Annotated in this window: 12 protein-coding genes and 3 pseudogenes; 9 read left to right on the top strand and 6 right to left on the bottom strand. The window is 70.3% G+C overall.

Annotated features, from left to right (window positions below; all coding sequences use genetic code 11):
• Positions 1 to 4: 4 nt before the first annotated feature.
• The 5 genes from QQM39_RS10440 (at position 5) to QQM39_RS10420 (ending at position 5,273) form a co-directional block, all read left to right on the top strand.
• Positions 5 to 1,462, top strand: coding sequence for a SulP family inorganic anion transporter (locus tag QQM39_RS10440; RefSeq protein WP_301996416.1), 1,458 nt, complete (start codon positions 5 to 7; stop codon positions 1,460 to 1,462).
• A gap of 222 nt (positions 1,463 to 1,684) precedes the next feature.
• The gene (locus QQM39_RS10435) at positions 1,685 to 2,182 is read left to right on the top strand and encodes a hypothetical protein (RefSeq protein ID WP_301996415.1); all 498 of its coding nucleotides are present in this window, start codon (positions 1,685 to 1,687) and stop codon (positions 2,180 to 2,182) included.
• A complete protein-coding gene (locus QQM39_RS10430) occupies positions 2,169 to 3,650 on the top strand; it encodes a cell wall metabolism sensor histidine kinase WalK (protein ID WP_301996414.1) in 1,482 nt (493 codons plus the stop codon). The genes QQM39_RS10435 and QQM39_RS10430 overlap by 14 nt, the downstream gene beginning before the upstream one ends.
• Complete coding sequence (locus QQM39_RS10425; RefSeq protein ID WP_301996413.1) at positions 3,647 to 4,336, top strand: response regulator transcription factor; 690 nt, start codon at positions 3,647 to 3,649, stop codon at positions 4,334 to 4,336. Before QQM39_RS10430 ends, QQM39_RS10425 begins: the two co-directional genes overlap by 4 nt.
• Positions 4,337 to 4,760: 424 nt before the next feature.
• Positions 4,761 to 5,273, top strand: coding sequence for a benzoate/H(+) symporter BenE family transporter (locus tag QQM39_RS10420; protein WP_301996412.1), 513 nt, complete (start codon positions 4,761 to 4,763; stop codon positions 5,271 to 5,273).
• Here QQM39_RS10420 and QQM39_RS10415 read toward each other — a convergent pair.
• Positions 5,249 to 5,976: pseudogene (locus QQM39_RS10415) on the bottom strand (type 1 glutamine amidotransferase). The gene QQM39_RS10420 and the pseudogene QQM39_RS10415 overlap by 25 nt on opposite strands.
• A 682-nt stretch (positions 5,977 to 6,658) precedes the next feature.
• Here QQM39_RS10415 and QQM39_RS10410 point away from each other — a divergent pair.
• Both QQM39_RS10410 and QQM39_RS46145 read left to right on the top strand, forming a co-directional pair.
• Complete coding sequence (locus QQM39_RS10410; protein ID WP_301996411.1) at positions 6,659 to 7,672, top strand: L-threonylcarbamoyladenylate synthase; 1,014 nt, start codon at positions 6,659 to 6,661, stop codon at positions 7,670 to 7,672.
• A gap of 299 nt (positions 7,673 to 7,971) precedes the next feature.
• Positions 7,972 to 8,199, top strand: a pseudogene (locus QQM39_RS46145) (STAS domain-containing protein); the annotation flags it as partial.
• 124 nt (positions 8,200 to 8,323) lie between these two features.
• On the opposite strand, the pseudogene QQM39_RS46140 reads toward QQM39_RS46145, so the two are convergent.
• Positions 8,324 to 8,446: pseudogene (locus QQM39_RS46140) on the bottom strand (AsnC family transcriptional regulator); the annotation flags it as partial.
• 974 nt (positions 8,447 to 9,420) lie between these two features.
• Between QQM39_RS46140 and QQM39_RS10400 the strand changes: the two are divergent.
• The gene (locus QQM39_RS10400; protein WP_301996410.1) at positions 9,421 to 10,071 is read left to right on the top strand and encodes a carbonic anhydrase; all 651 of its coding nucleotides are present in this window, start codon (positions 9,421 to 9,423) and stop codon (positions 10,069 to 10,071) included.
• On the opposite strand, the gene QQM39_RS10395 is transcribed toward QQM39_RS10400, so the two are convergent.
• The 4 genes from QQM39_RS10395 to QQM39_RS10380 all read right to left on the bottom strand — a co-directional run bounded on the left by QQM39_RS10395 (position 10,019) and on the right by QQM39_RS10380 (position 12,941).
• Positions 10,019 to 10,210, bottom strand: coding sequence for a hypothetical protein (locus QQM39_RS10395; protein ID WP_301996409.1), 192 nt, complete (start codon positions 10,208 to 10,210; stop codon positions 10,019 to 10,021). The two genes, QQM39_RS10400 and QQM39_RS10395, sit on opposite strands and share 53 nt — an antisense overlap.
• 176 nt (positions 10,211 to 10,386) lie before the next feature.
• The gene (locus QQM39_RS10390; protein ID WP_301996408.1) at positions 10,387 to 11,868 is read right to left on the bottom strand and encodes a SulP family inorganic anion transporter; all 1,482 of its coding nucleotides are present in this window, start codon (positions 11,866 to 11,868) and stop codon (positions 10,387 to 10,389) included.
• Between the two features lie 11 nt (positions 11,869 to 11,879).
• Entirely contained in the window at positions 11,880 to 12,461 is a 582-nt protein-coding gene (locus QQM39_RS10385; RefSeq protein WP_301996407.1) for a carbonic anhydrase, read from the bottom strand.
• A gap of 78 nt (positions 12,462 to 12,539) precedes the next feature.
• Positions 12,540 to 12,941 carry a hypothetical protein gene (locus QQM39_RS10380; protein ID WP_301996406.1) on the bottom strand — a complete coding sequence of 134 codons (402 nt, stop codon included), beginning with the start codon at positions 12,939 to 12,941 and terminating at the stop codon, positions 12,540 to 12,542.
• Between the two features lie 436 nt (positions 12,942 to 13,377).
• On the opposite strand from QQM39_RS10380, the gene QQM39_RS10375 reads away from it, so the two are divergent.
• On the top strand, positions 13,378 to 13,614 hold the full coding sequence (locus QQM39_RS10375; RefSeq protein ID WP_301996405.1) for a DUF6186 family protein: 237 nt from the start codon (positions 13,378 to 13,380) through the stop codon (positions 13,612 to 13,614).
• The last annotated feature ends 8 nt before the right edge of the window (positions 13,615 to 13,622 follow it).

The raw sequence follows: 13,622 nt of genomic DNA, 5'->3' as shown, positions 1-13,622 counted from the left end.
TCCGATGAACACCGCTTATCTCAAGCAGGACTTCGCGGCCTCCGTCGTCGTGTTCCTGGTCGCCCTGCCGCTGTGCGTCGGCGTGGCCGTCGCCTCCGGAGTGCCGGCCGAACTCGGCATCGTCACCGGCATCGTCGGCGGTCTTGTCACGGGCCTGCTGCCGGGCAGCGCCCTTCAGGTGTCAGGCCCGGCCGCCGGTCTGACCGTGCTGGTCTTCGAGGCCGTACACGCGCACGGGCTCGCCACGCTCGGCGTGATCGTGCTGGCCACGGGCCTGCTCCAGCTCGGCATGGGGGTCCTGCGCTGGGGGCGCTGGTTCAGGGCCATCTCCGTCGCCGTGGTCGAGGGCATGCTCGCGGGGATCGGCCTCGTGCTCATCGCCGGCCAGCTGTACGCGATGACCCAGAGCAAGGCTCCGTCGTCCGGCATCGACAAGATCGCCGGGCTGCCGGAGGTGCTCGCCGACTCGCTGGGCTCCGCCCCGGCCGTGGCGTCGCTGCTGCTGGGCGCGGGCACCATCGCCGTACTGGTGCTGTGGCCGAAGCTGCCGAAGAAGGTGCGCGTCGTGCCCGGTCCGCTCGCGGCCGTCGCGCTCGCCACCGTCGCCTCGCTGGCCTTCGCGCTCCCCGTCACCAAGGTGACGGTGGAAGGGCTGGTGTCCGTGATCCAGCCGCCCGCACCCTCCGCCTTCGCGGACCTGGCGTCCGTCGGTGTGGTGAGCACCGTCCTGGCGTTTACCCTGATCGCGTCCGCCGAGTCGCTGTTCAGCGTGGCGGCCGTGGACCGGCTGCACGACGGCCCGCGCACGCAGTACGACAAGGAGCTGATGGCCCAGGGCATCGGCAACACGGTCTGCGGCCTGCTCGGCGCACTGCCCATGACCGCGGTGATCGTGCGCAGCGCGGCCAACGTCCAGGCGGGGGCACGCACCAAGGCCTCCCGAGTGATGCACGGCGCCTGGCTCCTGCTGTTCGCGGCGCTGCTCCCGGCCGCGCTGGGCGTCATCCCCATCCCGGCGCTCGCGGCCGTTCTGGTGTACTCCGGCTTCAAGCTGATCCCGGTGAAGGGGCTCGTCGCCCTGTGGCGCGGGCACCGCGGCGAGGCCGTGATCCTCGTCGTCACCGCGGTGTCGATCGTCGCGATCAGCATGTTCGAGGGCGTACTGATCGGCCTCGGGCTCGCCGTGGTCAAGACGGCCTGGGAGGCGTCGCACATCAAGCTGGAGATCGTCGACAAGGGCGCGGGCCCCGTGCAGGCCCACCTGAGCGGCAACGCGACCTTCCTCCGCCTGCCGAAGATCCTCGACGCCCTGGAGGCGATCCCGCAGGACCGCCCCGTCGAGCTGGACCTGTCCCGGGTGCACCACCTCGACCACGCCTGCCGTACGGCTCTGGAGAACTGGGCCGAGCGGCACGGAGTGGCCGACACCGCGTCGGCCAAGGTCATCATGACCGCCGCCTGAGTCATGGCCGTCTGAGCGGAATGCGGGGCGGCACCCCCTACGGACACCAACAGCGTCCGTAGGGGGTGCCGCCCCCGCGCACACAGCCAGCGCATCGCCCACACACAAAGTTCAAGATCAGGCCATGCGCCCAGCAGGCCGCCGCCGGACTCGGCTGGTACCTCTTCAGACCGGGTCCGATGACGCACCCCCGCCCCAGCACACCGAGGAGGTCGTACCCGCGTGACCCGCAGCCAGCGTCTCGCCGCTCTCGCGGCCGGCGCGATCCTGCTTGTCGGAATCCCGGCCGCAGGTGCCCATCAGACACCGCCTCCGGATCTCGGTGAACCCGTCGTCGTCGGCAGCAACGACCCGGGCCCCACGAGCAGTTCCGCACCGTCCCTGGACAACCGGGCGACGGAGAGGACCCCGACCCGGTCACCGTCCCCCGGCGCGACGACACGGACCCCCGACGAGTACGGCGACGAGGATGCCGTCGCCCCCGCCACCACCTGGGTGGAGCAGCCTGAGGAGACGGATCCCGGCCGGACGGACACGGCGCAGCCCGTGGCGCCGAAGGCCCCCGTGCCCGCAGGTAGGGGAGCCGACGACGATACGACGCCCTCGGCTTCGGCCACCTCGGCCACCCCGAGTGCGTCCGCGTCCGCCGACGGAAGCGACGACGGAAGCGACGATGGAAGCGACGACGGAAGCGACGATGACACCGGTGAGGACGGCTGAGCCCGCCCCGCCGAAGCGGGCCGTCGGCATGCCCGGGCGCCATCCGTTCCGGTCGATCCGCGTGCGTCTGCTCGGGCGGATGCTGGTGCTCGTCGGGCTGACGCTGGCGAGCCTCACCGGCGCGGAATCGTTCATCCTCACGGCTCGTCTGAACGAACGCGTGGATCGCGAACTCGCCCACGACATCGAGGCGTTCCGCTCCTTCGCGACCGGCACCGCGGGCGGTTCGGGGCCGGCCCCCGGTGGAGTCCGCGCCCTCTTCGTCTCCTACCTGGAGGGTCACATACCGGCGCACGGCCAGACCCTGATCACCCTGGTCGACGGAGTTCCGTACCGCCGCTCCGCCGAGAAGCCGCCGGCCCGCCTGGACACCGACCGCGCGCTGATGAGCATGGCCGCCAAAGTCCGCTCACCCTCCTACGGCGACGCGAAGAGCCCGGCGGGCTCCGTACGGTTCGTGGCCGTGCCGGTGACGGTGGCGGGCGACTCCGCGCGGGGCGTGCTCGTCATCGCCACCTTCACCCAGCAAGAACGCGACCACATAAACGACTCGATCCGCATCCAGATCTATCTCGGCCTCGGCGCCGTGCTGCTCTCCGCCTGCGTCGGCTGGATCTTCGCCAGCCGTATCGTCGCGCCGCTGCGGCTCCTGCGGGACACCGCCCGCTCCATCCACGAGTCGGACATCACCCGCCGCATCCCCGTCCAGGACAGAGACGAGATCGGCCAACTGGCAGACACCTTCAACGACATGCTCGACCACCTGGACGACGCCTTCACCACCAAGCGGCAGTTCATGAACGACGTCGGCCACGAACTGCGTACCCCCATCACCATTGTGCTCAGCCAGTTGGAGAGCCTCCCCGACGACTCCGCGGACCGCGCCCAGACCGTCGCGGTCATCACCGACGAACTGCACCGCATGCACCGCATGGCGGAGGAACTCCTCATGCTGGCCAAGGCCCGCCGCCCCGACGCCCTGCGCCCCGAGGACCTCAGCCTTTCCGAACTGATCGAGGAGGTCTACGTGAAGGCCGCCGCGCTGGCCGAACGCCGCTGGCTCCTCGACTTCGTCGAGAACCCGCACCACGACACCCTCCACGCCGACCGCCAGCTCCTCACCCAGGCCATGATCCAACTCGCCCAGAACGCCGCTCAGCACACCGAGGAACACGCCCGGATCTGGATCGGCGGCCGGGCCGCAGCCGACAGGGTCGAACTGTGGGTCAAGGACACCGGTCCCGGCATCCGACTCGTGGACCAGCAACGCATCTTCGAGCGATTCGTCCGTGCCGAGGAAAGCCGCGGCAGAACCGGAGCGGGCCTCGGACTCGCCATCGTCAAGGCCATAGCCGAGGCACACCACGGAGAGATCCACGTCGACAGTGCTCCGGGCCGAGGGGCGACCTTCACCCTGCGCATCCCGTACGTCACGCGCGCCCTGAACAGCAGTCCGCAGAAACCATGAGCCACGACAGCCGGCCCCGCCGACGCCTCCTCATCGCCGAGGACGAGGCCCGCATAGCCTCCTACCTCTCGGAACGCTTCACCGCCCAAGGCTTTCGCACCACCGTCGTCACCGACGGGGAGACGGCCCGGCGCGTGGCCATGTCGGGCGGTTACGACCTCATGATCCTGGACATCGGTCTGCCCGGCGAGGACGGCTTCACCGTCGTCACCCGCCTCCGCGCGGCGGCCAGTGTCCTGCCGGTCATCATCCTCACGGCTCGTGACACCGTCGCCGACACGGTGCACGGCCTGGAGGGCGGCGCCGACGACTACATGACGAAACCCTTCAGCTTCGACGAACTCCTCGCCCGCGTCCGCCTGCGCCTGCGCCTGCGCGAGACCGACAGCTCCGTCCTGCGCCGCGCTGGAATCGCCCTGGAAACCCGCACCCGCCAGGCATATGTCGACGGCCGGATTATCCAGCTCAGCGCCCGGGAGGCGGCCCTGCTGGAACACCTCATGCGCAACGCCGGCAGTGTGCTCAGCCGGGAAGACCTGCTTTCCGACGTCTGGGGATACGAGGCGTCGGAAGGCTCCAACGTCGTCGACGTGTACGTCCGTTACCTCCGCCGCAAGCTGGGCGCGCACAGGATCATCACGGTGCGTGGACAGGGCTACCGCCTTGAGGGCGACGAACTCGCGTGACGGGGACAAGGCGTGCCGTGATCGGCAGATTCCTGCCACGGGCGCGACGCAACGACGAGAGCGGAAACTTCTCCGAAGGTTCCGGCAGATACCGCTCGGCGCACGCCTGCGCCGAGCAGATGGACGAGCGGGTTCAACCAGTGCTTGCCTGGTTCGTAGACCGCTGGTCAGGCTTGCACGGGTTCTTCCGCGTGGCGGCGTCCGACTCACTGCCCACGCCGGGCATCGGACGAGCCCGTCGGCTCCGCCTATGACGCCTCACTCGCCTCCGGCCGCGAATGGTGGCGTGACGCCGTACAGGGTGAGGCCTGTTGCTCATGCACGTCGAGCGTGGGTGGCCGAGCTCGTCCAGCGGTTGGCCGCTGACCGCATATCAGCTGGTCAAGCTGCTCAGGGGAGGGATCAAAACACGTGGACGGGCGCCGTGCAGGCGGTGCTCGCGCCGCTCGGGGCGTTCGGCATCAACCTGGCGGCGATGACCGCCGACGATCTGCACCGTCGACGGGGCCCACCCCGACCGGCAGCGGCGCTACCTCGTGGCGTGTGGGCGGGCGTCTTCTACCTGTGCGTCGGGCTGCTCGGCGCGAGCGTCGCCCTGCTGCTCACCGCGATGCCTCACGCGCTCGTCCTGGCTGTCGCTGGGGTCGGCCCGCTCACCACGATCGAGGCGTCCCTGGCCAGTGCCCTGCCGGACCCCGCGTCCAGGGAGGCGGCCGTCGTCACCTTCCTCGCCACGGCCTCCGGTGTGACGCTGCTCGGCATCGGGTCCGCGTTCTGGGGGCTGCTCGCGGGGGTGCTCACCAGCGTCCTCGCGTCGGTGGGACGGCGGCGCCGAGCCACCGCATCCGCATCCCCCCCGCATCCCCCCCGCATCCCCCCCGCATCCCCCCCGCATCCCCCCCCCGCAGCCGGTCACGGCAGCCTCGCGCACACCTGAGCGAACCTCCGCGTGAACACCGACCACGCCGAGACAGCCGCTCCCTCGTCGGCCACGGCCTCGGCGTACAGCCGGTCCCTGTCGAAGCCCTGCCGGGCCAGCCGCGCCCGGTCCCAACCGGCGATCCGCTCGGCCTCCGCCTCCGGGTGAAACTGCACACCCCAGGTCCGCGCCCGACCCGGAACGCCTGGTGGGAGCAGGCCGCGCTGGACGCCAACCAGGAGGCACTCGGCGGGAGTTCGGTGATCGCGTCGACGTGCCGCTCGATCGCGGGAACCGTCGCGCCGAGCCCGTACAGCAGCTGATCGTCGGCGGCTTCGGGACGCAGCCGGATCTGCGTGCTGCCGAACTCGGGCCGCCCGTGACGCGCCCGTACGCTGCCGCCCGCGACCTGTGCGAGCAACTGGCCGCCGAGGCAGATGCCGAGGACGGGCGTGCCGCCGTCCAAAGCCTGCGCGACGAGGCAGCGGGTTGCCGGAAGCCAGGGCGCGCGCCCGTCGTCGTCCGGCAGGAAGCCGCCGCCGAGCACGAGGAGCGGCCTGCCGTCGAGCGCCTGGGGCAGGACCTCACCCTCGTAGGGACGCAACACTTCGAGGCCGATTCCCGCCTCGCGTAGCCAGGCCCCGACCCGGCCGGGACCGCCGCTCCCGTTGTTCTGTACGACCACGGCGGTCGGCGGGTCCGGTGCGTGCGAGGGCGTCATCGCCTCAGCTCCCCTGCTCGGCATCTGCGTTCGCTGCGTTGATCTCTACGGAGCAGGGAGAGCCGGACGGCCGAGGATGCCCCAGAGCAGGCAGATCCGTTCGGGTGGGCACTAGTGCAGGCGGGTCCGGGGAAGCGACACCCCAGACCTCCGAGGGCGCTGCGAGAGGCGGGCCCAGGGCCTGTGATCACCGCTCGCCCCTCTTCTTTCGAGCGGTAGTCGCCTGCAGCGGCAGGCATGCTCTTGCAGCCCTGACGGTCCGGCCCATCACTCGTTCGGCTCAAGGGCTGTCGGCTGGGCCGGGGCTGTGACTCGTGCGGGGCCATCGCGGCTGACCGCTCCCGCGTCCTGGCCGAGCGGGTGGCCACGGCCGCCTCGCCGTGACGAGTATGTCCTGCCGGCTGGCGGACGGCAGTGCGCAGCCGGTCGCCTCCTATGGCCTGAGCAGGGGTGCTGTCTCCTCATGGTGAAACCCGTTGTCGAGGGGGCAAGGTCCGCCCCTGTTTCAAGCCGTCACCGGCGGCGCCCGCCGAGGTCACTCGTCTGGTCGCACCAGGCGAGGCCCGGCGGTGTTCCCCGGTACCGCTGCCTTCGCTCACGCGGTGCCGTCGGTCTTGGGCCGTCGTTATGCGCAGACGAGACCATGGAATCCGGAGAGCGGAGCAGTGAGAGGATTGCGAGGGTGAAGGCAAGAACCACTGACATCGAGAAGGCGGCCGGTGTGCTGCGCGCCGGAGGGCTGGTGGCCTTCCCTACCGAAACCGTCTACGGTCTGGGCGCCAACGCCGAGGACTCCGCCGCTGTCGCGCGCGTCTTCCAGGTCAAGGGGCGCCCGCCCTCCCACCCGCTGATCGTCCACCTCGGCGGCGCGGACCACCTGGGTGACTGGGTTGAGGACGTGCCCGCGACGGCGTGCCTGTTGGCCGAACGCTTTTGGCCGGGGCCACTCACGCTGGTCCTGCGGCGCGGTCGCAGGGTTCCCCTCGAAGCGACTGGTGGACTGGAGACGGTGGCCGTGCGGGTGCCCGACCACCCCGTCGCACTCGCGCTTCTGGCGGCCTTCGGCGGCGGTGTCGCGGCCCCGTCAGCCAACCGCTTCGGCTCGGTCAGCCCCACCACTGCGAACCACGTCCGTGCGGAGCTCGGTGATGCCGTCGACTTCGTGCTGGACGGCGGCCCCTGCCAGGTCGGCGTCGAGTCGACCATCGTCGACGCCACGGGCGAGATCCCGAGCGTCCTTCGGCCTGGCGGGGTGACGCGCGAGGACCTCGAAGCGGTGCTGGGGTGCCCGCTTGCGGTCCATTCGACGAGCCGCGTTCGAGTGCCGGGCCAGCATCCGTCCCACTACGCGCCGTGTGCACGGGTCGTCCTCGTCGAGCCCGAGAAGGTCGTCGCCGAAGCGGAACTCGCGCAGGAGCTCGGGCACCAGGTGGGCGTCTTTCTTCCGCCCTCCTTCGCCGACGCTCCGGTCAAGGTGCACGCCGTGGTGGCGGTCCCCGGTTCGATGGCCGCCTACGCGCGCGGCCTGTACGGGTTCCTGCGCGAGCTCGACCAGCGGGGGTGCGACCTCATCGTCGCGTCCTTGCCGGTGGAGGAGGGGCTGGGACTCGCGATCGCCAACCGGCTCCGCCGCGCCGCCGGGCCCCGACCCTCCGCGGCACAGCCGACAACCTCGCGTCGGCCTACGAGAGGGTGAGCGAACACCGGATCGGGGACGACCTGGCTGTTTGGCTCACCTCGTCCATACCCCCTCACTGTGTCGCGGCGTCAGCCCGTCAGGGCTTCCGCCGCGGGCTGATCGCTGACGCGCGCGTGTCCCCCCATGGAGTGAAGGCGGAGTAGGACGCCCAGGGCGGGGCCCGCGTGGTCGTTGGGCTCCTGCTGAGATTCCCGCTGCGGTCTTCGGACTGGACGGTTGGGAGGGCGTTGTGGCTGATCCCTCGGTCGAGATGAGCGCCTCCGGCCACTGCCTGGTCGCGAGGGTTCTGTGATCCGGCCGGGCTGAACGTGCTTCTCGGCGCGTGGCGGCAAGCGGACGCGAGCGGAGCGGTGCTCGTGCTGGCGTGTGTGCCTGAGCCGTTGAGGAGGATCCTTGAGATGACCGGAGCGGATCAGGTCCTGCGGTGTTTGACACCGCCGCCGACGCAGAAGCGGTCTTCGGCGGCTGAACTGTTTTCCCGTTCGTGCGGTCGCCAGCGAGGTCGACGAGGGCGCGGAGCGTGAGACCGGCTTCCGCCGGATGCCGCAGTGGCTGGTCGAGGCTGAGGGTGTACTGGTTGCGCCGTCCGGTTCGCTGCCGGTGCAGATAGCCGGCCTGTTCGAGGTCGGCGATGATGGCCTGGACCGCTCGTTCGGTGATGAGGCAGGCGGCGGCGATGGTTCGCAGCCGTATGTTCGGGTCCCGTGCGATGGCACGCAGCACCCTGGCGTGGTTGGTCAGGAACGTCCACCGGCTGTCCTGGTGATCCATGGCGTCAGCCGACCTCCCCGCCGGCACGAGATATGCGATGAAGAATACCGGAAGTCCTCATCACCCATTCTGGCAGGGACCAGCATGATCGGAACGCCGTGCGTGCCGGATTCGTGGCTTTGCCCGTGCGCGCGTCGTTGACCTGGCGCGACGCAACGGTGTGCACTTGTGCAGGCGGCCCCTCGTCCTGCTCTCCCGCGCGGGAATGGGCTGCCTCCTCTCCGGTGAACCGGCCGGCTGGGCGGCTCCGGGCACGCACCGACATGCCGGAGCCTGCCCGGATGCCAGCCGGCCCGGCGCGTTCGGCCTGGGCCTTGGTGTGGGCCCGGTGGTAGGACTCCGTGTCAGTCTTGGACAGCTGTTTTCATCCGGTGCCTCGACGAGTCCGTTGGCCGGCGTGGTGGCGAGCACGGAGCGGATGCGGAAGCCCTGCATGGCGGCCTCCGTCCCGGCGATCAGCAGGTGGGACTTGCCGGTGTCGGAGTCGCCGATCCGGCAGAGGGGCTCACCCTTACTACCCCGTTCCTCCGCGTTCGTCGACATCGCCGGACCCGGTCCTCGTCTTGAGGTGTACAGGCGCGATCAGCTCAGAGCGCCTGCGCGCGGTGGCGCTCGACCTGCCGGACGGTTCCTGAACACAGCCGGTGGCGGTGCCGGTCGGGGCGGGCCGGGTGGCGTCACCCGTTCGGCGGGCGTCGTGATCGCGACAACGTCGTTGTGGACTGCGTGACGGTGCACGATGAATTTCCCGTCGGCGGCAGGGCACAGGACGCCGCGCGGGTGCCTGGCGAAGAGAATCGCTACCAGACTGACCGGACGCGCCTTGCGTTGAGGCTTGGGCTGGAAGCCGCCGTCGCCCGGCGCTTGGGCGTGCCCGGGGCACGCCCAAGTTCAGTCCCCGGACCGCCGGATCGGCACCTCGTGGGGTGGCCCCCCGCACTGTGATGAGCTGGGCCTCGTCGTAGCCTGCGGGCATGACTGATGCCGCTGCACTGACCCCGTCCCAAGCCTTCGAGTTGCTGCTGGCCGGCAACCAGCGATTCATCGCTGGCGTGCCGCAGCACCCGAACCAGGACGCGGCCCGCCGCGCCGAGACCGCACCGGGCCAGCGTCCCTTCGCGGTGCTCTTCGGCTGCTCCGACTCTCGCCTGGCCGCCGAGATCATCTTCGACCGGGGCCTGGGTGACCTGTTTGTGGTCCGCACCGCAGGCCACGTGGCGGGGCCGGAGGTGCTGGGCAGCATCGAGTACGGCGTGAGCGTGCTGGACTGCCCGCTGGTCGTGGTACTTGGCCACGACTCGTGCGGCGCGGTGGCCGCCACCCGCGCCGCCCTGACCGACGGCCTGGGCACCACCGGTTACGTACGCGACGTCATCGAGCGGGTCACGCCCAGTGTCCTGGCCGCTCGCGCTGCCGGGCTCACCCGGGAAGACGACATCATCGCCGAGCACATACGGCAGACCGTCGACCTCCTGCTGGACCGCTCCCGTGTCCTTGCCGACCAGGTCACCGCCGGTCAGACGGCCGTGGTGGGCCTGTCCTACCGGCTGGCCGACGGCAGCGCCGAACTCGTCACCACCCGCGGGCTGCCGACAGAAGCAGCAGCCCCCGGTCCGGCAGCCTGAACTGCCCATCGGGCGGCTGGTCCTGGGCACGCAGGAGTTGTTCAATGTCCTGGATCTCGGTGGTCTGCCCCTTGTCCAGGCATCGGGCGTAGCGGGTCGGCAGGACCTCGACGCTGTCGTCGGCGTGCCGGGTGCCCATGGTCGGTCGGTCCGCCCGCGCACAGCGTGACCGATGCGGAATGCACACTGGTCCAAGCACCGCGCTCGGGGCGACGGTGGCCGGGCGCTGGTGTCCGTGATGCTGTGACGAGACCGCCCGGCCAGAGGCTCGGGGTTGAGCCTTCGGCCGGGCGGCAGATCCCTACGACGAGATCCTTACGGCTCCGTGGCCTTCACCGGCTCCGCGTTCGTGACCTTCACCGGGTCGGTGTCGGGTGCGCTGTGCCGCTCCGCCCAGTTCTCCAGGGCCGTGCGGCAGGCGTGGTCGAGGTGGTACAGCCCGGACAGGTCCACCTCGATCGGCCGGTCCTGCGGAAGCGCCTCCAGGCTGTCGAGTATCTTCGGCAGCCGCAGGAACGTCGCGTTGCCCGACAGGTACACCTGGATCGGCCCGGCGCCCTTGTCTATGACCTCCGTCTTCAGGTGCGATGCCTCCCAGGCCGTCTTGATCACCGCCAGGGCCAGACCGATGAGCACCCCCTCGAACATGTTCACCACGACGATCGACACGGCCGTGACCACGAGGATCAGCGCCTCACCCTTGTTACCCCGCCACAGCTCCGCGACCTGGCGGAACGGGATCAGCTTCCAGCCCGCGTGCACCAGGATGCCGGCGAGCGCGGGCAGCGGGATAAGCGCCAGCGCGGCGGGCAGCGCGGCGGCGAACAGCAGCAGCCACACGCCGTGCAGCACCCGTGACGCCTTCGTCTTCGCGCCCGCGTTGACGTTGGCGGAGCTGCGCACGATCACCGCGGTCATCGGCAGCGCGCCGAGCAGACCGCACACCGTGTTGCCCGCGCCCTGGGCGATCATCTCCTTGTCGTACTGCGTGCGCGGGCCGTCGTGCAGCCGGTCCACGGCCGCCGCGCTGAACAGCGACTCGGCGGAGGCGATCAGTGCGAACGCGATGATCGTGCCCCAGATGGCCGGGCCGGCGAGTTCGCCGAAGGCGTCCGCGCCGGGCGGCTGGATGACGCCGAGCAGGCCCTCCACCTCGACCGTGGCGACCGGCAGGCTGAAGGCGAGCGAGGCGAGAGTGGCCAGCATCACCGCCGCGAGGGCGCCGGGCACGGCCTGCGCCTTCTTCGGCAGCTTCTTCCACAGCACGATGACGGCGACGGTGCCCGCGCCGATCGCGAGCGAGGTCAGCGCCTCGGTGCTGCCGAGCGCGTCGGCGAACGCACCGGGCAGGCCCACGATCTTGCCGATGCCTGTATCCGGAGCCTTCAGGCCCGCCGCCGCGTAAATCTGCCCGGCGATGATCACCAGACCGATGCCGCAGAGCATGCCCTCCACGACGGCGACGGATATCGCCCTGAACCAGCGGCCGATCCGGAGGAAGCCCATGGCGAGCTGGAGCAGCCCGGCGATCAGCACGATCACGCCGAGCGCGGCCACTCCGAACTCGCTGACCGCCTCGAAGACCAGCACGGTCAGGCCCGCGGCCGGGCCGGACACCTGCAGACTGCTGCCGGGCATGAGCCCGGTGATCAGGCCGCCGACGATGCCGGTGATCAGGCCCAGCTCCGCGGGGACGCCGGAGGCGACCGCCACGCCGACGCACAGCGGCACGGCGACCAGGAAGACGACGATGGAGGCGGCGAAGTCCTGCCGCAGGTAAGGGAACTTCGACAGCACAGTCAGCCCCCTCACAGCGCCTCGAACGTGTCGGTCTCCACGCGGTGTTCGCGCACGGCCCCGGTGTGCACCTCGTAGTACCAGCCGTGCAGCCGGAGTTGGTCCGCCTGCAGGCGCTTGTCGATGCAGGGGTAGGAGCGCAGCCGCAGCAGCTGCGTCAGGACGTGGTTCTGCACGGCCTCGGCGACCGTGGGATCGGCCTTGTCGGAGCACTTGGGCTCGTCGGCGGCGTGCGCGAGCCAGTCCCGCACAGCCGGCACGGCGTCGAGATCGTCGCCGCGCACCACGGCGCCCACGGCGCCGCAGTGGGAGTGGCCGCAGACCACGATGTCCTTGACGCCGAGGACCTCCACGGCGTACTCGATGGTGGCCGCCTCGCTGGTGGGGTGCTCCAAGGCGTACGGCGGGACGATGTTGCCCGCGGTGCGCAGCTCGAAGAGCTCGCCGGGGCGGGCGCCGGTGATCAGGGCCGGGACGACCCGTGAGTCGGCGCAGGTGATGAACAGGACCTCGGGCGACTGGCCTTTGGCGAGGCCGGCGAACTCCTCAGGGCGCTGTCCGAACATGCGGGCGTTGTCGATGAGGGGCTGCATGATGGGGTGACTCCTCCTGGCGCGCCGTGGGGGCGCGTCGGACTGACAGGACAGGTGTGTGGGGGGCTGCTCTGCTGCTCAGCAGCGGAATACCTGAAGTGCCGCCGGAGAGTGCGCTGTTGAGGCTCTCGACGTGCGGTGGTGCGCGGTACGGGGTGTGTCCGGCTCGTCCGCCTTCGAGGCACCCTGCCTCAGGTGTGGACGGTCGGGTGCCTCGAGTGCGCATTCGGCGGCAGTGCGGTGCCGGTCGCGGGTGCCCAGGGGACCGGTCGGGTCCCCGTGGTGGGCCGCGTCGCGGCAGGTGACGATCTCGTCGCGCAGCGCCTTCCCGGAGGGCTTGATTCCGGGCTGGCCCTTGGCCACGGCGTGACGGGTTGTGTGCGCGGATGCGAAGGATGCGGTGGACGCGAAAACCTGAAGGCCGAGCAGGACGGCGGCGAGGACCGACACCACGGTCCGGACCGTAGTACCTCGGAACATGAGCCTCCCCCCAGGTAGTTCGCGGTCTCTAGAACATGCCAACGCTTAGTCAATGATCCACCAAGAAACACAATAACCCTGCAAAATCATTTGCAGGGTTAACCTAAGGTTTCGACCTGAAGTGAGAGCCTGAAAGCGTGTCGTCGGTGGCGAGAACCGGCCCTCGATGTACTGAAGTTCGTCGGTCGGCGGCCGGGTTACCAGGTCGACGAGCCGCTGGGTGTCCCGGGGCGGCGCCCTGAGTCGGAAGACTGCCCAGATGCTCTTCCTGTGGTGGCCGCCGGAGCGCTGACATCACGTCAGGACAGCCGGTCGACGGATGCCGCTCGCGGCCGAGGGGGCGCGACTCACGGTGAGCCTCCGAACCCCGCACTCGTCATGGCCGATGATCAATCGGTCAGCCTGCTCGGCAGGGCGTGAGAGCGTGGGAGAGGCAGTGGCAGAGCATCCAGTGATCGGCTACCTCATCTGGGCCGTGCTTTTCGGCGCCATCTTCGCCTGGGAAGGCATCGGCCTGCTGCGGCCCCACGACGGCTTTCCCACGCTCAGTGACGCGACCAGAGCCGTCATGCGCTATCCCGCAGGCCGTTGGGCCCTGTTCGCCCTGTGGTTGTGGTTCGGCTGGCACACCTTCGTCCGCGGCTGGCACTTCCTCCTCCGGGACTCCCCCTGAGAGCGGCC

The organism is Streptomyces sp. DT2A-34 (assembly GCF_030499515.1).
In the GTDB taxonomy this organism is placed as follows: Bacteria; Actinomycetota; Actinomycetes; order Streptomycetales; family Streptomycetaceae; genus Streptomyces.
This window is presented reverse-complemented; position numbering and strand designations above follow the sequence as displayed.